21 protein-coding genes and 2 pseudogenes are annotated in these 26,110 nt (G+C 69.1%); 18 read left to right on the top strand and 5 right to left on the bottom strand.

The genetic code is table 11. The features are described 5' to 3' along the window. Positions 1-76: 76 nt before the first annotated feature. The 14 genes and pseudogenes from D5R93_RS05710 to D5R93_RS05650 all read left to right on the top strand — a co-directional run bounded on the left by D5R93_RS05710 (position 77) and on the right by D5R93_RS05650 (position 12,643). Complete coding sequence (locus D5R93_RS05710; RefSeq protein ID WP_120204270.1) at positions 77-439, top strand: hypothetical protein; 363 nt, start codon at positions 77-79, stop codon at positions 437-439. Between the two features lie 47 nt (positions 440-486). After that, positions 487-873: a hypothetical protein gene (locus D5R93_RS05705; RefSeq protein ID WP_120204268.1), complete on the top strand. Its 387-nt coding sequence runs from the start codon at positions 487-489 to the stop codon at positions 871-873. A 65-nt stretch (positions 874-938) separates the two neighbouring features. Beyond that, entirely contained in the window at positions 939-4,043 is a 3,105-nt protein-coding gene (locus tag D5R93_RS05700) for a tape measure protein (protein ID WP_120204265.1), read from the top strand. Positions 4,044-4,188: 145 nt separating this feature from the next. Continuing rightward, complete coding sequence (locus tag D5R93_RS05690; protein WP_162933849.1) at positions 4,189-6,027, top strand: NlpC/P60 family protein; 1,839 nt, start codon at positions 4,189-4,191, stop codon at positions 6,025-6,027. A 34-nt stretch (positions 6,028-6,061) separates the two neighbouring features. Then, the gene (locus tag D5R93_RS05685; protein WP_162933848.1) at positions 6,062-6,850 is read left to right on the top strand and encodes a hypothetical protein; all 789 of its coding nucleotides are present in this window, start codon (positions 6,062-6,064) and stop codon (positions 6,848-6,850) included. Then, positions 6,847-7,956 carry a hypothetical protein gene (locus D5R93_RS05680; RefSeq protein WP_120204256.1) on the top strand — a complete coding sequence of 370 codons (1,110 nt, stop codon included), beginning with the start codon at positions 6,847-6,849 and terminating at the stop codon, positions 7,954-7,956. Before D5R93_RS05685 ends, D5R93_RS05680 begins: the two co-directional genes overlap by 4 nt. 27 nt (positions 7,957-7,983) lie before the next feature. Further along, a complete protein-coding gene (locus tag D5R93_RS05675) occupies positions 7,984-8,757 on the top strand; it encodes a hypothetical protein (protein WP_120204255.1) in 774 nt (257 codons plus the stop codon). After that, entirely contained in the window at positions 8,754-8,909 is a 156-nt protein-coding gene (locus D5R93_RS13190) for a hypothetical protein (RefSeq protein WP_162933847.1), read from the top strand. The genes D5R93_RS05675 and D5R93_RS13190 overlap by 4 nt, the downstream gene beginning before the upstream one ends. Positions 8,910-9,068: 159 nt before the next feature. Continuing rightward, on the top strand, positions 9,069-9,575 hold the full coding sequence (locus D5R93_RS05670; RefSeq protein WP_120204252.1) for a hypothetical protein: 507 nt from the start codon (positions 9,069-9,071) through the stop codon (positions 9,573-9,575). A 98-nt stretch (positions 9,576-9,673) separates the two neighbouring features. Continuing rightward, complete coding sequence (locus D5R93_RS13185; RefSeq protein WP_162933846.1) at positions 9,674-9,832, top strand: hypothetical protein; 159 nt, start codon at positions 9,674-9,676, stop codon at positions 9,830-9,832. Next, positions 9,816-10,706 carry a CHAP domain-containing protein gene (locus D5R93_RS05665; protein WP_120204249.1) on the top strand — a complete coding sequence of 297 codons (891 nt, stop codon included), beginning with the start codon at positions 9,816-9,818 and terminating at the stop codon, positions 10,704-10,706. Before D5R93_RS13185 ends, D5R93_RS05665 begins: the two co-directional genes overlap by 17 nt. Before the next feature lie 196 nt (positions 10,707-10,902). Continuing rightward, positions 10,903-11,121: pseudogene (locus D5R93_RS05660) on the top strand (holin); the annotation flags it as partial. A gap of 5 nt (positions 11,122-11,126) precedes the next feature. After that, positions 11,127-11,543 (top strand): hypothetical protein, encoded by a 417-nt coding sequence (locus tag D5R93_RS05655; RefSeq protein WP_120204244.1) that lies wholly within the window; start codon positions 11,127-11,129, stop codon positions 11,541-11,543. Positions 11,544-12,004: 461 nt separating this feature from the next. Continuing rightward, the gene (locus tag D5R93_RS05650; protein ID WP_162933845.1) at positions 12,005-12,643 is read left to right on the top strand and encodes an NlpC/P60 family protein; all 639 of its coding nucleotides are present in this window, start codon (positions 12,005-12,007) and stop codon (positions 12,641-12,643) included. 473 nt (positions 12,644-13,116) lie between these two features. Here D5R93_RS05650 and D5R93_RS05645 read toward each other — a convergent pair whose 3' ends face one another. Continuing rightward, on the bottom strand, positions 13,117-14,598 hold the full coding sequence (locus D5R93_RS05645; RefSeq protein ID WP_243106978.1) for an SNIPE associated domain-containing protein: 1,482 nt from the start codon (positions 14,596-14,598) through the stop codon (positions 13,117-13,119). A 643-nt stretch (positions 14,599-15,241) separates the two neighbouring features. Continuing rightward, positions 15,242-16,030 (bottom strand): tyrosine-type recombinase/integrase, encoded by a 789-nt coding sequence (locus D5R93_RS05640; protein WP_162933844.1) that lies wholly within the window; start codon positions 16,028-16,030, stop codon positions 15,242-15,244. A gap of 691 nt (positions 16,031-16,721) precedes the next feature. Here D5R93_RS05640 and def point away from each other — a divergent pair. Then, a complete protein-coding gene (def, locus tag D5R93_RS05635; RefSeq protein ID WP_119834946.1) occupies positions 16,722-17,213 on the top strand; it encodes a peptide deformylase in 492 nt (163 codons plus the stop codon). 74 nt (positions 17,214-17,287) lie between these two features. On the opposite strand, the gene D5R93_RS05630 is transcribed toward def, so the two are convergent. From D5R93_RS05630 to D5R93_RS05620, 3 genes and pseudogenes are all read right to left on the bottom strand, one after another. Beyond that, a complete protein-coding gene (locus D5R93_RS05630; RefSeq protein WP_119834945.1) occupies positions 17,288-17,788 on the bottom strand; it encodes a DUF3145 domain-containing protein in 501 nt (166 codons plus the stop codon). A 162-nt stretch (positions 17,789-17,950) separates the two neighbouring features. Then, positions 17,951-19,977, bottom strand: a pseudogene (dnaG, locus tag D5R93_RS05625) (DNA primase). 101 nt (positions 19,978-20,078) lie between these two features. After that, positions 20,079-21,428, bottom strand: a complete 1,350-nt coding sequence (locus D5R93_RS05620; protein WP_120205839.1) for a deoxyguanosinetriphosphate triphosphohydrolase — start codon at positions 21,426-21,428, stop codon at positions 20,079-20,081. 207 nt (positions 21,429-21,635) lie between these two features. On the opposite strand from D5R93_RS05620, the gene D5R93_RS05615 reads away from it, so the two are divergent. The 3 genes from D5R93_RS05615 (at position 21,636) to D5R93_RS05605 (ending at position 26,044) form a co-directional block, all read left to right on the top strand. Then, on the top strand, positions 21,636-22,862 hold the full coding sequence (locus D5R93_RS05615) for an alpha-amylase family protein (RefSeq protein WP_120204236.1): 1,227 nt from the start codon (positions 21,636-21,638) through the stop codon (positions 22,860-22,862). Between the two features lie 410 nt (positions 22,863-23,272). Beyond that, the gene (locus D5R93_RS05610; protein WP_243106976.1) at positions 23,273-24,415 is read left to right on the top strand and encodes a sugar ABC transporter substrate-binding protein; all 1,143 of its coding nucleotides are present in this window, start codon (positions 23,273-23,275) and stop codon (positions 24,413-24,415) included. A 57-nt stretch (positions 24,416-24,472) separates the two neighbouring features. Continuing rightward, on the top strand, positions 24,473-26,044 hold the full coding sequence (locus tag D5R93_RS05605) for an ABC transporter permease subunit (protein WP_120204233.1): 1,572 nt from the start codon (positions 24,473-24,475) through the stop codon (positions 26,042-26,044). Positions 26,045-26,110 lie beyond the last annotated feature (66 nt).

The raw sequence follows: 26,110 nt of genomic DNA, 5'->3' as shown, positions 1-26,110 counted from the left end.
CGGTGGTCGGCTCCGCACCCGCCAAGGCCCCGGCTGACAAGACGGCTGCCAGGAAGGACCGGGAGGAGCAGCACCAGTGAGCGACAGCATCACGATCAGCACCAACCTGTCCAGGCTCTCCTCCCTGGAGAACGAGACGACACGGGAGCCCTTCCGGGTCGGCGTCGGAGCCTCCAAGTTCATCACCTTCCCCGACATCAACGACCTGCCCTTCGAGAAGGCGGACACGATCATCACCCAGGTCGAGGCGGCTGACAGCGGAGGCCTCCCCTCCATGCGGTCCCTGCTGGAGTCCTGGCTGTCCGAGGAGGACTACCGCCTCCTCAAGGAGGCCCGACCCTCCATGCGCACGGTCGCCGCCCTGATCCGCTCCCTCATGGAGTACTACCAGGAGGCGGTCGGCACACCGGGGGAAGACGGCTCCTCCTCACCTGCCTGACCCGGTTCCGGCCCCAGGTCCGCGCCGACCTCCACTCCTACTACGGCGTGGACCTGGCTGCATCGGCCCGCGACCACCGGTGGCGCCAGATCATCGACCTGGTCCACCAGCTGCCCCCGGAGTCACGCACCTGGGACGCCATGGTCCGCGACCCGCAGGTGTCGGAGGAGATCGCCGCCATGATGCTGGCCGCCCAGGACAGCGACGACACCAGCGACGAGCAGCGGCCCAGGGGCCTGTCCCTCAGGGAGTGGACTCCCGAGGTCGCCGCCGTCGCCGCCCTCTACGACCTCGTCGCCGCGCTCGCGGGTGCGAGGAAGGTGCGGTTCCCTCACCCGGTGTCGCTTGTCGACGAGGCGATGACCCGCCAGCAGGTCGCCTCCCTTGAGGACGTGATTGCCCAGATGACGCCGCACGCGCTGGCCAGCCGCTGAGCCTCGTCCCGTCGGGGCGAGGGTGCTCGTGCCCGAGGTGGAGCCCGGTGAGGGGGTGGTGTGTCGTGGCCTACCAGGCAGGGTCGGTCTACGTTGACGTCATCCCCTCCCTGAGGGGGTTCTCCAGCCGCGTGAGGTCAGAGGTCACCTCTGGCATGCCCTCCGCCGGGCAGGCTGGTGGGAAGGCGCTGACGGAGTCCTTCCGGAAGACGTCCTCCTCCCTGGGTGAGAAGGTCGCCAACGACATCGGTGACGCCTTCGGGAAGTCGGTGCCCCGCCTGAGGCGGGAGGCCGACGACGCCGGGCGTGCGGTCGTCTCCGCCCAGGAGGCGGTGGAGAAGGCTACCCAGAGGGTCAAGGCCGCCCGGGAGGGCGAGGTCAAGGCGACCCGGAGGGTGGTTATTGAGGAGGACCTCCTGGCTGATGCCCGGGCTAACGGGGACGCTCAGGGGATAGCGGACGGCGAGGCCGGTCTCGCCCGTGCCCGGGAGCTGGTGGCAGCGGCTGACCGGGAGGCTGACCAGGCTGAGAGCGCGCTTCTCAGGGCGCGCAGGGACCTGGACGACGCGACTGTCAAGTCGCGGACGGCCCAGGACGCCCTGGCCCGGGCCACGCAGAGGGCCAGCAGCGAGACCAGCAAGCAGGTCGGCAGTGTCTCTGGGCTGCGCTCCGCTGTCAGCGGCCTGCGCCAGGCCGTGGGCGGGGGCGTGCAGATATTCAGGGCTGCGGCCCGGGGCGACGTCGAGGGCGTGGCTTCTGGGGTGAGGTCCCTGCGCTCCGGCCTGGAGGAGATGCGCTCCGGCATCGTCTCCGGGCAGGGTGCCCTCGGGCGGCTGGCTGCTGCGACCTCCACGCTCAGGGGGCACCTGTCCTGGGCGGGTGAGGCGGCCAGGACCCTGGGTGGCAGGGCCGTGGACATGGTTGCCCCGTTTGCCGGGGCGTTCACCCGGATCGCCTCGGCCACGGCCCCGCTGCGGGAGCGGCTGGGCAAGGTGGGCGGTCTGGTGAGCCAGCTCGGGCAGAGGGCCGTCTCGGCCGCCTCCCAGATCGGCTCCCGCCTGGGGCCGGTAGCCGTGACGGCCTTCGGCCGGGTGGCCAGCGCGGTCTCCTCCGCCAGGAGCCACCTGAGCCAGCTGGCCCCGTCCGCCGCCTCGGCCGCCAGGGCGGTCACCGCCCACCTGGGCCAGGCGTTCTCCTCCCTGGCCGGGGCCGCTGCCACGGGTCTTGGGGCGGTGACCGCCGCTGTTGGAGGTCTCGCCCTCAGGGGCGGTATCAGCAGGGCGCTCAACATTGAGGACGCCCAGGCCAAGCTCAAGGGCCTGGGGCACGACGCCGCGTCGGTGTCCTCGATCATGGACTCCGCGCTGGAGTCGGTGCGGGGGACGGCCTTCGGCCTGGGTGACGCCGCGACCGTGGCCGCTACCGCCGTGGCCGCAGGGGTGGAGCAGGGCGAGCAGCTGACCTCCTACCTGTCCTCCATCGCTGACGTCGCGACCCTGTCCGGGGACTCCCTGGACAACGTCGGCCTGGTCTTCAACCAGGTCATGTCCAAGGGCAAGGTCCAGACCCAGGACATGTACCAGCTGGCCAACCGGGGCATCCCGGTGTTCCAGTGGCTGGCTGAGGAGGCAGGGGTGTCCCTGGCCCAGATCCAGGAGGACATCTCCGCCGGGCTCGTCTCGGCCGACGACTTCCTCAAGGCGGTCCAGGCCAACTCGGCGGGGGCGGCGCTGGCGTCGGCGGACACGGTCCGTGGGGCGGTGGCCAACACCTACGCCGCCCTGTCCCGTATGGGCGAGGCGGCGTTCAGGCCGGTGATGCCTGCGGTGAGGGCCTCCCTCGGCGCGGTCATCGAGCTCGCTGACCAGGTCACCGAGAGGGTCAAGCCGGTCCTGGAGCAGGTCGGGTCGGTCCTGGAGGGGCGGGTCACGGCCCGGGCCGAGCGGCTCAAGGCGGTGGCCGGGCCTTTCATGGCCACCGTCGCCTCCCATGCCAGGAAGTTGGGCGGGCTGCTGTCCGAGATCGGTACCGGCCCGCTGGTCAGTGTCCTGCTGCCTGCCCTGGGGGCGGGCGCGGGCATACTGTCCTCGTGGGCTGCCAGCCTCCCGCTGATCGGCAGGCTGCTGCCAGCGGTCTCCGGCCCGGTGGGGCTGGTCGCCGGGACCGTCGCCGCCCTGGTGGCCGCCTCCCCCGCCCTGCGCTCGGCGCTGGGCGGGGCGTTCAGGGTGGTCCTGGGGGTCGTGTCCAGCCTGTCCGGACCTGCGCAGGTGCTCGTGGGTGCCGTCGGCGACCTGGCGGGCGTGCTCGGTGACGCCCTGGCCGGGGTGGTCACCGCGGTGGTGCCGCCGCTGGCCGAGCTGGCCACGGACCTGGTCCCAGTGCTCACCCGCCTGCTGGGCGTGCTCGCCCCGGTCCTGGTGGACCTGGTCGCCCAGGTCGGTGACGGGCTGGTGTCCGCCCTGGGCGTGCTCGTCCCGGTCCTGGCCGACATGGCGTCCAGCATCCTGCCGGTCCTGGCCTCCGTCCTGGAGGCCGTGGTCCTCGTCGGCGCCCCGCTGCTGTCGTGGGCGGTCGGCCTGGCCTCCGCGCTGCTGGCCGACGAGTCCGTGGTCAGGGTCCTGGTGGGCGCCCTCGTGCTGTGGAAGGGCACGGTCCTGGCGGTCAGCCTCGTGACCAGGGCGTGGTCGGTGGCCCAGGCGGCGCTCAACGTCGTCCTGCGCGCCAACCCCGTCGGCCTGGTGGTCACCGCCCTGGTGGCGCTTGGCGCGGGCCTGGTGATGGCCTACCAGAGGTCCGAGACCTTCCGGGAGGTCGTCCAGGGCGCGTGGGACGCCGTCAGGTCCGCCGCCTCCGGGGTGTGGGACTGGGTCACCGGCACCCTCGCCCCCGGGATGCAGTCCTTCTGGACCGGTGTCGTGGTGCCCGCCTGGCAGGGGATCTCCTCGGCGGTGTCTGACGCGTGGAACAACGTGATCTACCCGGCCCTGTCGGCCATGTGGACGTGGGTCACCGGCACCCTCGCCCCTGCTGTGAGCTCCTTCTGGACCGGTGTGGTGGTACCCGCCTGGCAGGGGATCTCCTCGGCGGTGTCTGACGCGTGGAACAACGTGATCTACCCGGCCCTGTCGGCCATGTGGACGTGGGTCACCGGCACCCTCGCCCTGCTGTGAGCTCCTTCTGGACCGGTGTGGTGGTACCCGCCTGGCAGGGGATCGCCACGGTGGTGTCCTGGGCGTGGAACAACGTGGTCAAGCCGTCACTGGCCGCCATGTGGGCGTTCATCACCAACGTGGTCGCCCCGGTGGTCACGTGGCTGTGGAACAACGTAGTGGCCCCGCGTTCCGGGGGATCGCCACGGTGGTGTCCTGGGCGTGGAACAACGTGGTCAGACCCTCGCTGGCCGCGTTGCGGGCGTTCATCACCAACGTGGTCGCCCCGGTGGTCACGTGGCTGTGGAACAACGTAGTGGCCCCCGCGTTCCGGGGGATCGCCACGGTGGTGTCCTGGGCGTGGAACAACGTGGTCAGACCCTCGCTGGCCGCGTTGCGGGCGTTCATCACCAACGTGGTCGCCCCGGTGGTCACGTGGCTGTGGAACAACGTGGTGGCTCCCGCGTTCAACGGGATACGCACAGTGGTCTCCACCGTGGTCGGCTTCCTGACCGGCACCGTCTTCCCCAGGCTCAGGACCGCGGTCAACCTGGTCGGCACGGTGGTGTCCTGGCTGTGGAACAACGTGGTCACCCCCGCGTTCAACGGGATACGCACAGTGGTCTCCACCGTGGTCGGCTTCCTGACCGGCACCGTCTTCCCCCGGCTCAGGACCGCAGTGCGTATCGTCGGCAACGCGTTCAGCACCTTCAGGACCACGGTCCAGAAGGCGTTCGACGCAGTCAGGGGCGCGGCCGCCCGGCCCGTGAACTTCGTGATCAACACCGTCTACCGCGACGGCGTGAAGAAGATGTTCGACACGGTCGCCTCCAAGGTGGGCCTGTCACTGCGGCTGCCCTCGGTCAGCCCCATCCCCGGGTACGCCACAGGCGGCCTGTGGGGCCAGACCATGACCCCCGGCTACACCCGGGAAAGGATGTCTACCACTTCTACTCCCCCGACGGGGCGGGGCCATCGCCCTGTCCGGCGGGGAGGGGATCATCCGCCCCGACGCCCTGCGCGCCCTGGGCGGCAAGAGGTGGCTGGACGCCGTCAACTCCGCCCGTGGGGCAGGCCTGGCCACCGTCGGGACACCGGGTCGCGCCGGGGCCAGGTGGCCTTCGCCGACGGAGGCATCTGGGGCAGCCTCAAGAACACCGTCTCCTCAGCCGTCTCCTGGGTCAAGGACACCGCCGACGCCGTCTCGGACATCCTGTCCGACCCCCTGGGAGCCGTCACCAACCTGGTCACCAAGCCAGCCGACGCCCTGCTCAACCAGCTCGGCCCCGACCTCTGGGCGCAGACGGTCAAGGCTGTGCCCAAGAAGTGGTGGTCCAGCATCAGGAGCTGGTTCAAGAAGGGGACCGAGACCTCAGCAGGCGGCGCGGCAGGCGGCCCGGCCACCGGCCTGGTCGCCGCAGCCCGCAAGGCCATCGGCGTCCCCTACGTGTGGGGCGGAAGCTCCATCCCGCCAGGGCTGGACTGCTCCGGGCTCGTCTACTGGGCCGCCCGCCAGCTCGGCTGGGGATGGCCCCGCCTGACCGCAGCCGGGTACCAGTCCGGCTCCGCCCCCGTCGCCTGGGGAGCCAAGGTCCCTGGAGACCTCCTCTTCTGGGGCAGACCAGCCTGGCACGTCGCCATCTACTCCGGCGGCAACTCCATGGTCGAGGAGCCCCGGGCAGGCCTGTCCGGCCGGGAGACCGCCATCTGGGGGTCCCCCTCGGTCGGGCGCTACGGGGGCCGCAAGTACGACGCCGGGGGCGTCCTGCCACCAGGGCTCACCACCGCCGTCAACCTCACCCGCCGACCCGAGGCGGTCCTCACCGGACCCCAGTGGGACGCTGTCTCAGCGCTCGCGGCGCGTGGGGTTGACCTGGCGGGAGCCCTGGACGGGGCGAGGGTGAGTCTCGTTGTTGACGACACCAGGGGCTTTGACTCCCACGTGGAGGTCGTGGCTGCTGGTGTCGCCCGTGCCCGTCAGGCGCTGTCTGGGCGCGCCCGCTGAGTCCTGTGAGGGGGTGAGCGCGGTGGGTTTAGTGGTGAGGGCTCCGGCTGGGCAGGCCCCGGTCATGCAGGTGGTCGTGGAGGCGGGGACCGTCCCTGACGGTGCCGCTATCACGGTCACCGGGACGGCCAGGGGTGAGTCGTGGCCGGTCCGGGGCGGCTCGCGTACCTGGGGCGGCTCCCAGCTGGTCCTGGGTGACGCCCTGGCCCCGGTCAACACCCCCGTGGTCTACCGGGTCTCCTGGGACGGCGGGTTGGCGGCCTCAGAGCCGGTGGTGCGCCCCTGGTCGGGCCGCTCGCTGCTGACCGAGGTCACCGGTGGGTCTGCTGTTGACCTGCTGTGGCAGGGCGGTGACGAGCGTGAGACCGACCAGCGGGTCACCCTTCATGAGGTGCCGGGGCGCCCCACGCCTGTGGCGGTCATGGCCCCGGCCATGGGTGCGGGCACGGTCTCGCTGACCGCCCGTACCACCCCGGTGCACACGCGGGGCCTGGCCGCGCTGGCGGCCAGGCCCGTGCCGGTGGCCCTGTTCCACAACCCCCGCTGGTGCTACCAGTGCCAGCGGGGAGCGTGCGACGTGCCGCTGGTGACGGTCATGGTCCTCACCAGCGTGTCGCACGCCCGGGCCGCCCGCCTGGACGTGGCCGAGCGGTCCTGGCAGATCAAGGGTGCCCTGGTGTCGGTGCCCCAGCCGGGCACGCTGCTGGCGGTCTCTGTGTGGGACGACCTTGACGCGGTAGGCATGACCTGGGACGGCCTGGGTGCGCGTGGTCTGTCGTGGGACCGGTTCGACCGGGTGGTGTGGCAGGAGGAGGGGGCGTGATCCCTGCGGAGGTCCTGTCGGGGGCGTACTCCTACGGTGCGCGCGTGGACTCCTGGCTGGGGTCGCGGTGGCTGGGGCAGGTGCCCGTGGCCGGGGGGTCGGTGTCGTGGACCACTGACCAGCAGGTGCAGGGGTCCCTGTCCCTGACCGTGCCGCGCACGGGTGCGGCCTCTGCGCTGGAGGACGAGCGTGACTGGGCGCCGGTGCGGTGGGACTCTCCCCTGGCCTGCTGCGGGCAGGTCCTGCGCGTGGTGCTGACGGTGGTCTCGCTGGTGGACGGCGCGGAGTACTCCTACCCGGGCGGCCAGTTCCTGGTCACCTCCACCGAGGTGGGGTCCGGGACCGTGTCGGTGACCGGGAAGTCGCTGCTGCACCGGGTGGAGGAGGACCGGCTGACCAGGGTCGTGGTCCCCAGGCCGGGAGGGTCGGTGGCCTCCGAGGCCCGCCGCCTGCTGGCCGGGCACATGGGCCTGGTCATCGACAAGGCCCTGGTGAACCGGTGGTGCCCGACGTCGATGTCGTGGGGGGAGTCGCGTATCGACGCCCTCTACGAGATCGCGGACGCCTGGCCCGCCCGCCTGCGCGAGGGCAGGGACGGGGTCCTCTACCTCCTGCCCCCTCTGGACGAGGTCACCACTCCCCCCGAGCGGGTGCTCACCGACGGGCAGGACGGCACCGTGGTCGGCGTGAGGTCCTCCTGGGACCGCACCCAGGTCTACAACCGGGTCGTGGCGCGCGCCCAGGACAGCGACGACGAGGGCCAGCCGACCTTCCAGGCCGTCGCCGAGCAGGAGCACGGCCCCCTGTCGGTGCACGGGGCCTACGGGGTGGTGACGAGGTTCTTCTCCTCCCCGCTGGTCACCTCCCGTCCCGTCGCCGTGGCCACTGCCCGCACGATGCTGGCCTCCTCGGTCCGCCGGGCTACCACGGTGCCCGTCGAGCACGCGCCCGACCCCTCGGTCGGCCTGGACGACCCCGTGCTCCTGTCCACCCGCGACGTCACCGCCTCCGCCCCCACCCAGGTGTGGGGCCGGGTCAGCGCGGTGGAGATACCCCTGACCCACGAGGGCACTGCCCGCACCGACGTCGAGGTGGAGGGGGCCTGACCCCCGTGGCCGCGAGAGGACGAGGGGGTGGTAGCGGTGCGTGTCCTTGACCTGCTCGACAGCGTCCCCACCGACCCGGTGCCCCGGGCGGGGGCGGACCGGTCAGCCACTGTGGTCGGCGTGGTGTCCGGGGTCTCCGGGGGCGGGACCACGGTCTCGGTCAGTGTCCTTGGCTCCGACCCGGTCCCCCTACCAGCGACCGCGTCTGTGTGGACCGGGGTCCAGACCGCCTACGTCCTCATGGACACCGCTACGGGACGCCCCGTCCACGTCCTCGGCCCCGCGCCCGCCCCCGTGGGCGCACTGGAGGCCGAGGCCCCGCAGGCGGAGCCGACCGTGTTCACCACCACCGTCACCCCGTCGTGGACGGGGACGTGGCGCGACGACCGTGGGTGGGACCAGTGGAACCTCGACCGCTACGGCGGCCGCTCGGACCTCTACCAGGGCTCCCAGGGCGCCTCCGGCCCGCTCGCCGGCCTGGCCGACTACGGGCGCGCCGTCACCTCCCTGGAGGCTGCCCGGGTCACCAGTGCGGACCTGGTCCTGGTCGGCAACGGGTCCCGCGCCCACCTTGACGTCGTCGTCCAGGCGGCCGAGCGCACCAGTACCGGCCCCTCCCCCACCGGCCCCACGGTCACCGCCACGGTCACGGGCACCACCCCCGCCGTCGCTGACGTCACCCCCCTGGCTGAGGGCCTCCTCGCCGGGACCGGCCTGGCCCTGGTCGGCAGCGGCTACGGGGGAGTCAGCGGCCTGGGCGGGTCCATGGCACTAACACTTACCTACGAGGTGGCCAGGTGAGCGGCGGCTGGTCGGTGTGCCCCCTGTGCGGGACCGTGGTCGCCGACGTCGCAGGCCACGTGTTCTGGCACGAGCACCTCATGGTCGAGGTCATGGAGCTCGTTGAGGCCATGACCGCTGATGACACTGATTCCTACGAGGAGGACCTGTGAGCTACACCGACGTCCGGGCCACACAGTGCCCGCAGGCACCGACCCCGCCTCCCGCCAGTCGATACTCGACCTGTCCGCGTCTATCCCGTCGATCCGGACGGTCTCGTCGCTGGCTGAGGCGACCCGGTACGTGGCGTCCCTGACGGCGGAGGGATACCCGTGGACGCGGAGCACCCTGTCTACGTGTGGCGCACGGACTGGGAGGCTATAGGGGTCTGGGACGGGTCCGTGTGGCGCTACGTCCGTGAGTCCGCTGCCGGTGTGATGACGGGCGACATCGACTACGGGCTGACCACTGGGCAGTGGTCGGCCCTCGTGCCTGGTGGGGGCAGCGGCATCAGGGTCCGTGGGGGCATGAAGGGAGGCACCGCGTTCATCCCCCCTCGGACGAGCCTCTACGAGGTCGGCGGGTACCTGCTGGTCAGCGCGTCGTCGTCGGACACCGCGCGCGTGGACGTCGGTGCTGCTGTCAACGGGGCCACCGGCGCGGGGCCGCAGCACTTCACGTCGCTGATCGTCTCCACGACGGCGCAGGTCGGGATGCCTATCGGGAGCATCCCGCTGTACCTGCAGGCCGGTGACGTGGTCCAGCTTCGCGCCCGACAGCTCCTCACGTCAGGGAGGGTGCGAGTTATTCGCGGCGCGTTCTCCCTGAAGGAGATGTAGCCCTCCCTGCTCCCGGTTCTCAGTCCCTGCCCCCGCACCGGTCACGGTGACGGGGGCAGTCCCTTACCCACGCCCTCTCAGAGGAAGGAGCCTGCCTGATGGCAGACACAGAAATCAAAGGCGTCGCGGGTCCTGTGCCTGTGCACCTGGATGACCCGGAGGCCGTCCACCTGGTTGCCGGGGACCAGCCCGCTTTTGCGGACGGTCCGGCCGATATCGCCGAGGTGGAGGTGATCGACTATGGCCCGGGCCAGTGACGCGCTTCGCGTGGCCGCCGGGGAGATCGGCTACACCCGGTGGGCTGATCCTGAGGCTGGCACGAAGTACGGGCGGTGGTACGCCTCCCTGTTCGGCGCCTACTTCGGTACCACTGGAGTGCCCTACTGCGCGATGTTCGTGTCCTGGGTGCTGGAGCAGGTGGAGATGACCCCGCCGGGGGGTCATTTTGCGTACTGCCCCTACGGCATCCAGGCGGGCCAGCGCGCTGGCCGCAGTGTCGCTACCGGCAACGGTCAGCCCGGCGACATGATTTTCTTCGACTGGAACGCCGACGGTGTGGCAGACCATGTTGGCCTGATCGAGAAGCGTATCCGCGGCGGGTACCAGACGATTGAGGGAAACACGTCGAAGGGGTCGGTTGGTTCGCAGTCCAACGGCGGTGGCGTCTACAGGCGGGCCAGGGGCAGCAGCGTATGCGCCATCGTCCGGCCCGCATACGACGGCACCGCCGCCACCAACGCGCCAAAGGTTGACACCCAGTCGGGCTTCGACAGGCGCGGCGCGCTGATAGTGGACCGCATCTGGGGGGCCTCCACGACCCTGGCCCTCCAGACCGTCCTGGGACTGTCGGCCCGCGACGGGATCATCTCCTCCCAGGACCAGGCCCGCAAGACTGACGGGACGCTGATCTCCTGCAAGCGCGACTCCTGGGAGCTCGTCCGGTCCCCGAAGGGGTCCGTGACCATGGCGGCACTTCAGGGGGTCCTGAGGGTCGATGCGGACGGCATCGCTGGGCCTGCGACTGCCAGGGCGCTGCGCGCCTACCTGCGGCTGCCTGCGGGTACCCGGATCGACGGTGACACCACGGCAGCTCTCCAGACCCGCCTGCGCGCGGGCCGCCTGGGCGGCTGAATTCCCTCATGTACACGTCATGCACACCTCATGTGCATGACGTGTACATGAGGTGTGCATGAGCACCACCCCGGTCGCGACTCGTGCGACCACAGAGATAAGCGCAGAGATAAGCGCCCCTGAGTTAGAGATAACCAGGGGCGCCTAGAGAAAAGGAGAAAATAATGTCTGTTTACGCGAGGGGAGCTTCTGGGCTGGTGTCCTGGAGCGTGGGCTCAAGACGGGGGCTCAGGCGATGCTGGCCCTGATGACCACGGGCACGGTCCTGACCGACGTGGACTGGGCCTCCGCGCTGGGGGTCACCGGTACCGCCGTGGTCATCAGCGTGCTGACCAGCCTGGCTGACCCGGTGTCGGCCGACGTCGCCCAGGTGCGCGGCGGCGGTGCCGATGTCCTGCCGGTGGTGGAGGACTGAGCCCGGTGGAGCTGCTGGCAGCAGCGGCGGCGGCTGAAGTGCTGCACCCGGTGTGGCGCGACCCGCTATGGGTCACTGCGGTCACCAGCGGGCTAGCGGCGATCATCGGCGCCGTGGCCGGGCTGCTGACCCGCTCCTCCCGCCAGGACCGCAAGCTCGACGAGGCGGCCGCGTCTGCTGAGCGCGCGGCCGCCTCGTCCGAGGCCGCCCGTGAGGGCATCAGCAACAACCACAACACCCACCTGCGTGACGACCTGGACCGGATCATGCAGGGCGTGGACATCCTGCTCCACACCCAGGAGGTCACTGCCAGGCGGCTGGACGAGATCGGCCAGCGCCTGGAGCTGCACGTGGTGGACGACGACGACTGGCAGGCCCGGGTGGAGCGGCGCCTGCTGGTGCTGGAGGAGACAGGACAGTGACTACTACTGGTACGGGTACTGCGGCCGCCCCGGCGGCCGTGACTGGTGAGGTGGCCGTCGCCGGGGCACCTACCGGGTGACCACGACCGTGGAGCAGGTGGAGCCGCCCCGCAGGCCGCCCCGGTGGTCCTCAGGCTGCCTGCCGAGGAACCCCTCCCTGCGGGCACCCCGGACCTGTCGCTCGTCACCCGATACCCGGGGCGGCCGACCAGGCCGAGCCGGGGGCGCCGGTGGTGGAGGACCTGTGGAACGTCTCCGACCTCATGGACCTGTCTGGACGCCATTTCACTGCGGTGACTGCGGGGTGGGGGTCCGCGACCGACGGCGGGGCATGACCTGGGAGGTCAGGCACGACCTGCCGCCGGGGCCGGTGGCCCTGACCTCGGTGCCCACGGGGACGAGAGGTGGGCCGTGCCCATCGGCCTGCCCACCAGCCCGCCCCGGCGGCGCACACCGCTGCCGTGACCGACATGGTCCACCGTGCCAGGACGTTCATGGACGAGGGCGGCACGTCCCTGGTGTGGGACGCCACCCGCAGGGGGCCGGGCCTGTCACCCACCCCGGTCCACTCGACCACGACGACACCCATGCCGATCACCTGCTCCCACCTGGTGGGCATGGTCCTCGCTGGCTGGGAGTACCAGTCCACCACCTACGTCCAGGACGTCAACAAGCGGACTGGCTGGTACTCACCCCTCGGGCTGGAGCCCCACCGGGCGCCTATCTGGCAGGCTCACAGGTGCGCTCACCACTTCTGGCGGCGCGGCCGCCTCTGGCTGGTCGAGGACACCACCACTCTGCGCACCGGGGACGTCCTGTTCTTCTCCCAGCACGACCCCGAGTCCACGTGGGAGCGGGTACGGGCGCGCAGCCTGCGCCCGTACTTCGGCAACGTGTACCACACAGCGATCTACCTCGGCGGCGGACGCATACTCCAGTCCACGGGGCCGTCCTCACCCACCGGCGTGTGGGAGGCCGACCTGTCCACCCTGGAGTCCACGCTCACCTGGGCTGCACGCCCGGAGTGGGTACCACCCGAGCACACCAGCCTGTCCGTCCTCGTCGACGGCCTGGAGTCCCCCGTGGACACCACCCTGTAGACCCGCCGCACAGAGAGAGGCCCCTCGCCTACCACGCTCCTGGTGGGCGAGGGGCCTCTTTTGTTCTTGTCGCGCCTAGTCGCGGAACCTGATCGACAGCCACGGTGTTGTGACTGACGACACTCGCCACAACAGTATGAGCAGCAGCAGAAGCACTGCTACCGTAGGTTCAGGAGAGTTGATCATCTCTCCCACCACAAGAGCAAACATGGCATAGTTATCGTTCACGATCCTCCTGACGAGTTAGTCCAGTGATTACGTGAGGCACGTTGGTAGCGGGACCTCACGTAGACGATTCTACCAGGACGGTTCTCGGTACTTTCCGCGTCGTGCTCGGTACGCAGTAGACCCCCTGCGCCGCACAGGCTGCCGGGGGTCTTTTGCTGTACACACAGAAGGCCCGGGCCAGGGGTGCTCTCCCCGGCCCGGGCCTTCTCTTTAAGAGCAGTCCCACCCGCTCCTGCTGGTGCGGCTCATGGTGCCTGGCTGGCAGGGTCCTCCTTCTCCTGCGTCGTGCTAGCGGCGATCTGGAGGCTCTGCCGGTACTGGTCCGCCACCGGTTTCTCGGTGAACTCCAGGAGGTTGCCCGCGATCTTGGTCAGGGCGTCGCGGACCTCGGCGGGGGTGGCGTAGAAGAACTCGCGGCGGGTGTTGACACGGTTGACGCGTCTCTCCGCGAAGTAGTGGTGGAGGCGGTTCTCCACGTCCACGGCGTCCTCGGCGAAGAACAGGGCGTGGACGTCGAACCCGAATGGGACCGAGGCGTCGCCGAGCTCCTTGACCCGGTCCATGGGGTCCACGCGCCGGGTCATGCCGATCTTGACCATGCGCCCCCCGAAGGAGCCGATGTTGGAGATGACGTAGACGTACCCCGCGCGGATGTTGGCCACCCGGTAGTCAACGTCGTTGATGCCCTTCTCGATGGAGACGATCTCCTCCTGGAGGCGTGCTGCCTCCTCCTCGTCACCCTGGGTCTCCACGACCTTGAGGACGTTGAGGTAGTGCTGCTTCTCCTTCTCCAGGCGCTCGCGCTCTGCCTCTAGCTCTCGCTCCGCCTTGGCCTGCTCACGCATCTCTGCCCTGTGCTCGCGCTCGATTTCGCGTTCTAGTTTCTTGGCCTTGAGGTGGTCAACGGCGAGCTTGAGCTCGCGCAGGCGCAGCTCGACGTAGGCGGGGCTGATCGTGGTTCCGGAGTCCTTCCCGAGCTTTGCGATGGCGTCTGCTGCCTTGTGGATCTTGCTGACGCTGGTCTCGTAGTTGGCTGCGGTGGCTGAGGTGATGATGTTCTGTACCTCGGCGTTGAAGGCTCTCAGGACCAGGCGTGCGGTGTCCTTGGCGAGCCGCTGGCGGGACGTCTTGGTCTGGGGGATCTCGGTGGCGTCGAGGCTGGTGACGACGGACTGGGAGCGGACGAGCGCTGAGATCCGCTTGCGGACGCTGTCCAGCTCCACGCCCAGGGCTATGGAGTCCTCGGCTGGGTGGTTGAACATCTCCAGCCCGGCCTTGTCCTCCAGCACCCTGATCCGCAGTGGGCGGATCTGCTCTTTGAGGTCTGCCTCCTCCTTCCTGAGCCGGTTGACTGTGTCCTGGTGCTTCCGCTCGGTCTCGGCGTCCTTCTGCCTGAGGCTTCTGAGTGCCTCCTCGTGGTTGCGCTCGGCCTCGGCCTTCTTCTCCTCGTAGATGTGCTTGAGGGCCTCGATGGTGTCCTTCTGGGCCTGGATATCGTCGCGGCCGTCCTGGATCTGCTTGCGGACCTTGTCCAGCTCGGTGTCGTGCTCCCATACCTCTCGGCCGCCGTGGGTGTCGAAGAAGGTCCGCAGGTCGTCCCGCTCTTTGAGCAGTCGATGGGTCTCGGCGGTCAGGCGGGCTATCTCCTGCTGCGCGGCAGCGTAGGCCTGGCTGCCCGTGGCGAGCTGCTGCTCCAGTTGGGCGATCTTCTTCTTGCGTCCGAACATTGGGATCTTTCCTCTGGGGGTGGGCTCGGGAGGCGCCTGGGGTGGGGCTGTTGGCCGGATGGTGTCAGCGGGGGCTGGTGTCGGTACCACAGGGCGGCTTAGAGGCACCGAGGCGTCTGGTTGGTTCTGGGGCTGTGATGCTGGCTGCTCGGCTGGCCTGGCACTTATGGTCGGTACTGGCGCCTCCTGCTTGCGAGGCTGCTTCGGCTGTCGGCTCCTGGGGAGGACCACGATGCGTCTCTCCTTGAGCCTGCGGCCCCACCAGATAAGACCCGCCCCTGCTGCTATGAGCAGCAGCCCGCCTGGTAGGGGGTTGCCGTCCTCGGGGTCGTAGTTTCCAACGGCGCCGCCGCATGCGGCCAGCGCTCCTAGCACGACTAGTACCCAGCCGACGACGGTGCGGCGGGTCCCCTTCCACCTGGCGCCTGGGGGCAGCTCGGGTGGTGGGTATGGCTGGCCGGTCTGTCGCGGTTCAGGCGGCTGGGGATTAGGAGCGGGGGGAGGAAAGGTGGGAGGGGATGTCACGGCGGCCTCGCTGTGGAAGTTAGGGATCTTGGCGTGAGAAGCCTGCCACCACGCGAGGCGGCGCGTGACCGTATGTGTGGTCTGTAATCGTCCTGCAACGGGGCAGGGGTATGCGCTGCTATGCGGCTGCGGTGACGGCGTTGCGCAGGGCGTCGTCGGGCAGGCGGACGTAGCGCTGGGTGGTCTCGGGGCGGGCGTGGCCCAGGACGGCGCCCACGGACAGGAGGTCGCGGGTGCCTGCGAACATCTTGGTGGCGCAGCGGTGGCGCAGGGTGTGGGCGGTCCACCCTGGTGGGAGGGCTCGGCTAACGAGCTTGCAGACCCAGCCGGGGCTGATGTGGCCGTCCACCTTCCCGGGGAAGAGCCAGCCCTGGGCCTGGTGCAGGAGTGCGCGCAGGTCGTCTCGGACGACGGGCACGTAGCGCTGCCTGCCGCCCTTGCCGGTGACGTAGAGGCCCTGTCCGTCCCAGTTGGTGGAGTGGACGGTGGCTATCTCGGCGCACCTGAGTCCTGCGTAGGCGCCGAGCATGATCATGGCGCGTACTCTCGGGTCGGCGGTCTCCAGGGCGTGGGTGACGACGTCCTCCGGGGTGGGGCGGGCTACTGCGGTTGGCACGGAGACGGAGGGCAGGCGCGTGGAGGGGTCCTTGTCGGTGAGGCCTTCGTCGGCCAGCCACTTGTAGAAGCTGGTGATGGCTGAGCGTACGGACTTCCTTGTCTCGGGCGCCCAGGCGCCCTCGGCGAGGACGCGTCGTAGGTCTGCGGTGGTGGCCTGGGCTGGGCCTGCGGGTACGGCTTCCTGTACGCGGCGCATGTGGTTGGTGTAGACGCGGATGGTGCCCGGGGACCGTCCGGCGGCTCTCATGGCGGTGGTCCATGCCTCGATGGCCTCGGTCCAGGTGGTCATGGGTGTCTCCTGGTCTCCCGCTGCGGGACCGGGGACGTCCGTGCCTCCCACGACTCTGAGGTGCGGCACCCGGGGCCTGCGGGGAGGCGTCCGGCGCTCACCTGTAGTGCTACCCCTGTGTCTGCTGGTGCGTGTGTGACTTTGGGAGATTGTGGCGCTCATGAGACCTAGGTATCGGTCAGGCTGCGGCGGGCAGCGGGGCGGCCCGTCCGGGCAGCGGGACGAGTCTGGGGATAGCCCTGATGACTCCTGTGTGGCAACCGGACGGTTGCTGGTTCGAGTCCAGCCGCGGGAGCCCGCCCGAGCCCCGGCCCGCACCGGCCGGGGCTCCGTCGTCCCCGGGGGCGGGAACCGGCTCCTCCCCCGTCTCCAGCCACTGCACCGGCACACCGGTGGCCAGGCCCCACGCGTTGAGGACGATCTTGCGCGGCCTGGCTAGTTGCGCAGGCAGAACTGCGCGCGCGACTTCCAGCCAACCACAAGTCGTGGCAGGGTCTGCCCTCCAGCAGCAGGCACGCAGTTATGCGGCAACGACGTCGCGTAACGCGTCTCGGGCACAGGGACGCCGCGCCAAGGCGTCTTAGGCTGACACGCTCTTCACTTTCACCCCACGGGCAGCGTCCGTCGGCCCGACCAGGTACCAAAGCCCGCCGGATACGGGACCGTGCCGGAGTCGTGCGAGGATGTGCCCATGGCTTACCGCGACATCCGCCTGATCGGCGACCCTGTGCTACGCACCCAGTGTGACTGGATCACTGACTTTAACGCGCCAGTGAGGTCCCTGGTGGAGGACCTGCTGGAGACCGTCGACGCGGACGGGCGCGCAGGCCTGGCAGCCAACCAGATCGGTGTCAGCTTGAGGGCATTCTCCTGGAACATCGAGGGGGACATCGGCTATGTCCTCAACCCTCAGCTCGTCGAGATCTCGCAGGACAAGGACCAGGATGGCGAGGAGGGGTGCCTGTCCGTGCCCGGCCTGTGGTACCCCACCCGGCGTGCCTGGTATGCCAAGGCTGAGGGTGTTGACCTGGACGGCCAGAAGGTTGTGGTGGAGGGCGAGGAGCTCATGGCCCGATGCATCCAGCACGAGCTGGACCACCTGGACGGTCACCTCTACCTGGACCGTCTGGACCGCAAGAACCGGGCGCAGGCCATGAAGGAGCTCCGCGCTCAGGGACTCTAGGCACCCCGCCTCCTTCGTCCCAGTCGCACTGCCCCGGTTCCAACTAGGAAGGAACCGCTAGCAGCCGCCAGAGGTCAGCCCACGCGGTGCAGCCAGCGCACCGGAGCACCCGCCCCGGCGTAGCGGAAGGGCTCCAGCTCGTCGTCCCAGGCCTGGCCCAGGGCCAGGTCCAGCTCGCGACGCATGCGCTCAGGGTCAGCCGCATGGATCAGGGCGGCACGGATTCGGTCCTCCGGCACCACGACGTTGCCGTGAACGTCGGTCTGGGCGTGAAAGATCCCCAGGTCGGGCGTGTGCGACCAGCGTCCGCCATCCGTCCCCGCGCTGGCCTCCTCTGTCACCTCATAGCGCAGGTTCGCCCAGCCTCGCAGTGCCGACGTGAGGGTCGTCCCTGTGCCTACTGGGCCAACCCAGCTTGTCTCGGCACGCATCATGCCCGGGGCGGCAGGCTGCTCCGTCCAGTCCAGGTGCACTCGTGACCCAATGACCTCAGCCGCTGCCCACTCGACATGGGGGCACAGTGCCCTAGGCGCAGAGTGCACGAAAAGAACACCGCGGGTGTAGGCACCGACCATAAGTAACGCCTCCTTGTTGGTTCGAGATTCGCCTTCCCCAACGGTCTCGACCAACACGGATACGCTTGTGGCTGCGCGGCGTGCGCTCAAATTATGCCTGACGGGAGGAAGACCGTCCAGTCCGCCTCCCCGTCAAGCCCGTTGCCGTGTCGTGACCGACGCCTACGAGCCTCGCCGCACCTGCATACGCCGCTGCTCCAGAGACGTGATCTCGGTAAGGACCTCCCGGTAGCCCTCCTGATCGACCGACAGGCGACGGTGCCGCGAGCGCAGCTCGGCCAGCCGCCGGTTGATCCCCATCACCTCGACCGAGCCGAGAACTTCCCTGGCGTAACGCTGAAGGGCGTAGGAGTCCACCTCACCGTCCTTGCCCCGCACCGTGGGCAGAGGCAACGGCACTACTGCCAGCTCGGTGAGCGCGGCATCGACAAGTCCCACAGCGCCGGCCCGAACCTGCTCGATCCAGCGCAGCGTAGCACGGTGGGCCGCCTGCCCAGCCGCCGCTCCCGCCTGCCGAGCCCGCTCCTCCAGCGCCAGGACCTCAGCAGTCCCGCCCGCGGCCGCCACTGCCTCGTAGACGGCCTTATGGGTGAGCTGGCTGAAGGAGTCCGCACCGATGTCGTCGGCACCGGCACCGGCTGCGGCCTGAGGCTGCTGAATAATGAGCGCCAGGGCCTCTCGCTCAAGACGCTCCACAGGGTCGCTAACTGGCGGCAGCCCCCGGCCAAAGGACGCGGCGTCACGGGACGATGCTGGTGCGTGAGCCTGCTGGCCGTCGGCGCGCCACTGCCGGTGGGTGCTCCCGGGCGGCCGCTGCCTCTCCGCCGCCTGGACAGCATGAACCACCTCGCCGTCGGGCAGTCCCAGCCATCCTGCCAGCCTCCGCGTGTACTCACGCCGCAGCGCACGGTCCCGGATACCCGCGACCACGGGAGCGGCCGCACGCAGCCCCTGATCCGGGCCTCGGGAAGATCCAGGTTGAGGTCAGCCAGCGAAGCCCGGATCACAAACTCGAACAAGGGCACCCTGCGCGCCAGCAGGCGTGGAATACCCTGGTCGCCCTCGCGCATACGCAGGTCGCAGGGGTCTGCCCCCTCCGGGTCCACGGCAACAAAGGTCTGGGTGGCGAAGCGCTGGTCCTCAGCGTAGGCACGAAGTGCCGCCTTCTGTCCGGCCGCATCACCGTCGAAAGTGAAGATCACCTCACCTCCACGGGCGGCACGCCCCTGGCCGGTCACGACACCGGCGGCCGGGTCGTCGATATCGCCTAGCAGGCGACGCACCGTGCGGACGTGGTCGGCGCCGAAGGCCGTACCACAGGTGGCCACGGCGGTCCTCACCCCGGACAGGTGGGCGGCCATGACGTCGGTGTAGCCCTCGACCACGACAATCTGGTGAGACCTCGCCACCTCTCGCCTGGCCAGGTCAAGGCCGTAGAGCACCTGGCTCTTGTGGAACACGGCGGTCTCAGGGGTGTTGAGGTACTTGGGTCCCTGGTCGTCCTCGGACAGACGCCGGGCGCCGAAGCCCACCGTGGCCCCGGTGATGTCGCGGACGGGCCACACGAGCCTGCCCCGGAAACGGTCGTAGACGCGGGAGCCGTCCTGACCGCCGCGGCTGCACAGGCCGGAGTCCACCAGCTCAGCCTCGGTATAGCCGGCTGCACGCAGGTGACGGGCCAGGTTGTCCCACCCGGCCGGGGCGTAGCCAACCCCGAAGTGTGTCGCAGCACGGCGGTCAAAACCACGCGAGGTGAGGAAGTCACGCGCTACCTGGGCCTCAGCAGTCGCCAGCTGGTCCTGGAACCAGGACTCTGCCAGACGGTTGGCATCCATGAGGCGCTGTCGGGTCCCAGGCTCCACACCCCGACGTACCTGTCCCCCCTCCTCGTAGCGCAGCTGGACCCCGTACCGGTCCGCCAGGTACTCCACGGCCTCGGCGAAGCCCAGGTGGTTGATCCTCTGGACGAAGGTGATGACGTCCCCGCCCTCACCACAGCCGAAGCAGTGCCAGTAGCCCAGCTGGGGACGCACGTGGAAGGAAGGAGTCCGCTCGTCGTGGAACGGGCACAGGCCCTTGAGCGAGCCCACCCCAGCGCTCCTGAGGGTCACCTGCTCCCCGACGACGTCCTCAATCCTGGCGCGCTCCCGCACGGTGTCGATGTCCTCGCGCCTGATCAGTCCTGCCACGAGGACATCGTAGGCGAGCCGACGGCGTCCCCGCCCTTACCCCGCCCGTCATGTGGAGGCGTGGAGGTCCGGCCGGGAGCAGACCGGCCGGACACCGGGCCTCAGGCCGGTACCTCGGAGAACATGCCGCACAGACGGGCGTGCCAGGACCGGGCGGAGGTGTCTGTCAGGGAGGCGATCTGGTCCACCACCACACGCAGTCGCCCGGCGTCGTCAGCGGCCTCCTCCCACGCGGGGCGCAGGGACGGGTCCAGTACGCTGCCGTCACCCTCCATAAGGACCTCGGCCAGGTCGAAGATAATAGTGCGCTGGCGCAGGTAGACCGGCTCCTGCTCCCGCGGGGCCATGACGTAGCGCACCGCAGCCCCCTTGAGGACGAGGATCTCCTCAGCGGTGTCCTGGGGGATGACGAGATCGGCTTCGTGCCGGGTCAGCGGCCCCTGCCCTGCATCGTCCCTGGTGGCCTGGGCCACGGCAGACACGAAACGACCGATGAGCTCGCTGGTGAGGTTCTTCAGGCGTGCGGCGTCCGCGACCGAGCCGCTGTAGGAGCCGATCCAGTACGGCTGCGAGACCAACCGCTCCCAGGCCGATCCCAGGGCGTCCGCGCTCACCTCGGTCCCGTACCAGGTCCGCGTGTCCTCCACCAGCTCCTCGACCTCACCCGGGCGACGGAGACGAGCAGGGTCCATGCGGCCCAGCGCGACAGCGTCCTCCACGTCGTGGACAGAGTAGGCGACGTCGTCGGAGAGGTCCATGACCTGGGCCTCCACGCACCGGCGAGTGCCAGGAACGCCCTGACGCATCCAGTCGAACACCTCCAGGTCCGAGTCGTAGACACCGAACTTTACCCGGTACGTGCGGTCGTGGTTCTGTCCCTCGTCCGGTCCCGCCCCTTTGGCCCAGGGATACTTGGCCACGGCGTCCAGGCTCGCACGTGTGAGGTTGAGGCCGACCGGGCGCCCGGCAGGGTCGAGGGCCTTAGGCTCAAGACGGGTGAGGATCCTCACAGTCTGGGCGTTGCCCTCGAAGCCCCCGATACCGTCCGCGACACGGTCAAGAGCCTTCTCACCGTTGTGCCCGTATGGAGGGTGCCCCAGGTCATGGGAGAGGCAGGCCGCGTCCACCAGGTCCGGGTCGCAGCCCAGGGCCTGTCCCAGTGCCCTCCCCACCTGGGCCACCTCCAGGGAGTGGGTCAGCCGGGTACGCACGAAGTCGTCAGCAGCGGGGCCCAGGACCTGCGTCTTGGCTCCCAGACGCCGCAGCGCCGAGGAGTGCAGGACCCGGGCTCGGTCCCGCTCAAAGGGCGTGCGCTGCGGGTTCTTGGCTGACTCGGGGACGTACCTCTCGACGTCGTGCGTGCTGTAGCCCGTACGGCTGCCGTATGGCTCGCCGTCCGGCTGTGGCAGGTTCCGCTCAGAAGGCTCCGGGAGAGGCAGGCAAACGGGCATGGTCACAACCTAGCGCAGCGACAGGCTAGGATGGCGGGGTTCCGCGGCGCGGTGGTCCCGGGGGCGTAGCGGGCACTCACGCCCCGGCACGCTGTCGCACCGGCACGTTGCATCTCGCTGTGCTCCGCAGAACCGTAACAGACAGGCATTCGACTTTCCCCAGGCCGCGCCTGTACCAGAGGAACTGGACCGAAGGAGACGCCAGCGGTGACGACTACGACGACGCTCATCCACCGGCCCTATGACGGGCCGCGCCAGTGGTGGCGCCAGGCACTGGTCTACGAGCTAGCCTCTCCCGCCCTGGGGGCTACCGACCTGGAGCGTACCGGCCCCCTCCTTGACCACGTCGCCTCCCTTGGGCTGGACACGGTACTGGTGCGCCCCAGCCTGGTCGACACCGACACCGAGGCGGATGCCGTCGTCGGCTTCACCGAGCGCGCCCACCAGCGTGGTATCCGCGTCCTGGCACGGGTCTCCGGCGCCCTGGGCCCAGTGACCGGGCCGCACGTCCAGCACGACACTCGTATCGTCACTGGTAAAGAGACCGAGGGTGAGGACCTGCTTCGCCGTGCCGAGGCCTTCCTCGCAGCAGGTGCCGACGGCATCGACCTGGGGATGATCGTGCCCCCGGAGGTGAGACAGGCGACCGACCTGGAGGTGCTGAGCTCCTACTTCGCCCTCCTGCGGCACACGGTGAGCCGCTACGTGAGCGAGGGAGTCATCGGGGCAGACGTCTCCACCGACTACCCTGACTCCTTGCGCCACCACCTCCAGGAGGACTGGGTCCACCACCTCCGTGACGACTACCTTGCCCTGGTGCGCTGGGACGCCTCGTCGCTGACCTCCCACCTCGGCCGGTCCCTCAACGAGCACGACCAGTTCCAGGCACCTCCTGTCTGGCGTTACCTTCCCTCACACGTCGTACTGGCAGAGATGGCCCCGGGAGACGGGCGGCGCTGGTACTCCGCGTCCCGGAAGGAGCGGCTGCGACGGGCTAACGCCCTACAGACCATGATGCTGGCACTACCAGGCTCCGTCTACCTGCGCCAGGGCGACGAGATCGCCCTGGCGGACCAGGACAAGCCCGGCACCCCCCTCGAGCTGGCCGACCTGGTCAGCCAGCAGGCGCAGCAGCAGGCGTCCCAGTTCGGCTCCCCCGTGGCCACGGTGCGCCACGCGGCCTACCTGCGCCGCGAGAACGACCTGGCCGGCGCCCCGCTGGCCTTTGTCTCCGGCCTGGAGTGGTGCCCCCAGCAGACCCTCACCTTCCTGGTGCGCGGGGTCCTGGTCCTGGTCAACACCTCCAGCGCCCCGGTGGTCCTGCCCCGGGAGGCACGGGTGCTTCTAGCCTCCTCCCCGCTGAGTCAGGACGAGGGAAGCCTCCTTGTCCCTGCCGCGACAACCACCTGGATCGAGGCCTCCACCGTGGCCTAGGGGGTGGTTGTCCCACAGCCCCAGGACTACAGCCAGGCAACGGAAACGTCATAGGGCAACGTGTCTTTTGTTGTCCTATGACGTTTCCGTTGTTCTGGACAGTGCCGGGGCAGCCTGCCTGTGTGCGGCCTCATCCGGGCTGCCTGCTGACGTGACCGTTGCGCAGATGTGATACTGCCTACTATCCTTGTCCCGCAGGCCCGGTGGCACCCGGAACACGGTTCAAAGGAGAATCCTCATGTCCCCCCCCCCCCCCCCCCCCCCGACGGTCCTTCCTCGCCCTGACAGCAGTCGCCACCACACTGGCTGCGGTCGCAGCCTGCTCCGGCTCTTCCACGTCGGACTCTGACACCCCGGGCAGTGGCTCCGGTGACGCTGCCGAGGAGGGTAGCGCCGCGACACAGGCGACCGTGCGTGACGACAGCGCTGACCTGGTGATCTGGGCTGACGAGCCGAAGGCGCGCTCCGTCGAGGACGCTGCCAGGGCCTGGGGTGAGGAACAGGGCATCACGGTGGCGGTCCAGGTGATCGCAGACGACCAGCAGGACACGTTCATCACGGCCAACCAGGCAGGTAACGGCCCCGACATCATGCTGGGAGCCCACGACTGGATCGGCAACCTCGTCCAGAACGGGACCATCACTCCTGTCACGATCAGCGAGGAGGACAGGAGCAACATCAGCGAGGTCGCCCTGAGCGCCGTCACCTATGACGGCCAGACCTACGGGGTCCCCTACGCCGTAGAGACCCTGGGCCTGTTCGTCAACAAGTCCCTGACAAACGTCGTCGCCCCCGAGTCCGTCGAGGAACTCGTCGAGGCAGGCAGGGAAGCGGACACCGGTACCATCTTGTCCCTGCCTGTCGGCGAGGAGGGAAACGCCTACCACCTCCAGCCCATCTACACCGCCGGCGGCGGGTACCTCTTCGGCAGGAACGAGGACGGCTCCTACAACCCCGATGACCTGGGAGTAGGCAAGGAGGGTTCTCTTCAGGCCGCTGAGCGGATCTCAGAGCTGGGCAGTGACGGGGTGCTCAAGAAGTCAGTGACAGACGACAACTACATCTCCCTGTTCACGGAGGGAAAGGCTCCCTACCTGGTCTCAGGACCCTGGGCGCTGGCTGACATCAAGGCGGCCGGGATCGACTACCAGCTCTCCGAGATCCCTGGCTTCAAGGATGTCCCGGACAGCCAGGCTCTGCCCTTCGCGGGCGTCAACTGCTTCTACGTCGCCTCCAGGGGGAGGAACAGGGCCTTCGCGGAGAGCCTCGTGACGCACGTCGCCACCAGCTCCTCCTTCGCGGAGAAGATGTTTGCCCTCAACGAGCTCCCTCCTGCGCAGAAGGACCTGGCAGACCGGCTCTCCGCCGACAACCCGGACATGGTCTCCTTCTCCGATCTCGCCGCGCAGACGGACCCCATGCCCTCGATCCCTGAAATGTCAGCCGTGTGGATGCCCCTGGCAGCGGCCCAGGCCAACATTGTCGCCGGCGCGGACCCGGTGTCGACCATGACCAGCGCCGGGGAGCAGATCACCTCCTCCCTGGCCGGGTAAGGGCACAGCGCTGCCCCGACACACGCCAGCCACCTCCTCAGCACCCTCAGCACCGTCATGACCTTCTCTGCTCCCACCGCGCCTGCCGGGACGACGACCACGGCAGGTCTCCTGGGCCGTGTCGTCGTCGTATCGATGACCCTGGCCGTCACGGTCTACCTAGTGCCACTGCTCGTCCGGTTCCAGATGTGGACGTGGCTGGTGATCGTGCTCCTGTCGGCCGCGTCAGCAGCCGCGCTGTACTCCACACGCAGGCTGGTCCCGGGCAAGTACCTGTTCCCCGGTACCTTCTTCCTCGCAGTCTTCCTTGTCGTACCTGCCGTCCTGACAGTCCAGACCTCCTTCACAAACTTCGGTGACGGCTTCCGTGGCACCAAGGAGGAGGCTATTACCTCCATCACGAACAACTCGGTGGTCCAGACTGCCAACTCCCCCGTCTACAACCTGTCGGTCGCTACCGTCGGCAGCGTCTCCGAGGGTCCGTTCACCCTCTTCCTGGTCGACCCTGCCACCGGCAGAGTCCTTTACGGCGGTGATGGAGAGACTGTCCGGGAGGCGGCCCCCGAGGTCACAGTGACCGACGGGTACGTCACCTCCGCCCCGGGCTACACGATACTGAGTCCCCGAGAGGTCAACGACGCCTATGAGACCGTATCAGCACTGACCCTGACGGTGTCCGACAGCAGCGCCATCAGGGTCCAGGGGGTCCGTGCGGCCTTCGAGGGAACCAGACGGATGGTCTATGACGAGGCTGCCGACACCATCACGGACACCGCCACCAACGAGGTCTACTCCGTGGAGAAGGTAGGGCTGTCCGAGCGCTTCGTCAACAAGGACGGTCGAAGCCTCCCCCAGTCCTGGAGGCAGGGCGTGGGCCTTGCCAACTACGAACGGCTCCTCACCCGCTCCGACCTGGCGTCCCAGTTTCTCGGGGCCTTCCTGTGGACTCTGACCTTTGCCCTCCTGTCCGTCCTTCTCACCTTTGTCGTCGGGTTCGCGCTGGCCCTGGCCCTCAACGACCGCCGGATGCGCGGTCAGAGGCTGTACCGCTCTCTCCTCCTGCTGCCCTACGCGGTCCCCGGGTTCATATCCCTGCTGGTCTGGTCCAGTTTCTACAACCAGGACTTCGGGCTCATCAACGAGGTGCTGCACCTTGACGTCCCGTGGCTGTCGAGCACTACGGCGGCCAGGGCCGCGGTCCTCATCACCAACACGTGGATGGGCTTCCCCTACATGTTTATTGTGTGTACTGGGGCACTGCAGTCTATTCCCTCCGACCTCACGGAGGCGGCGCGGATAGACGGTGCCAGCAGCCTCCAGATCACGTGGCGGATCACCACGCCGCTCTTGCTAGTCGCCGTCGCCCCCCTCCTGGTTAGCACCTTCGCCTTCAACTTCAACAACTTCAACGCCATCGAGCTGTTGACGGAGGGAGGCCCCTTCGCCGCAGGGGAGTACACCCGTGGAGGCACGGACATCCTCATCTCCATGGTCTACCGCATCGCCTTCGGCGGCTCGGGGGCGGACTACGGGCTCGCCTCGGCCGTGTCCGTGGTCCTCTTCGTCATCACGGGGGTGCTGGCTGCGGTCCAGTTCCGAGCCATCCGCACCCTTGAGGACATCCGCTGACCCGGGAGGCAGTCATGAGGTCCACCAACTACCACAACGGCCAGGCGGGGACAGCTTCCGCCGCAC

The organism is Actinomyces lilanjuaniae (genome assembly GCF_003606385.1).
Lineage (GTDB): Bacteria > Actinomycetota > Actinomycetes > Actinomycetales > Actinomycetaceae > Actinomyces > Actinomyces lilanjuaniae.
This window is presented reverse-complemented; position numbering and strand designations above follow the sequence as displayed.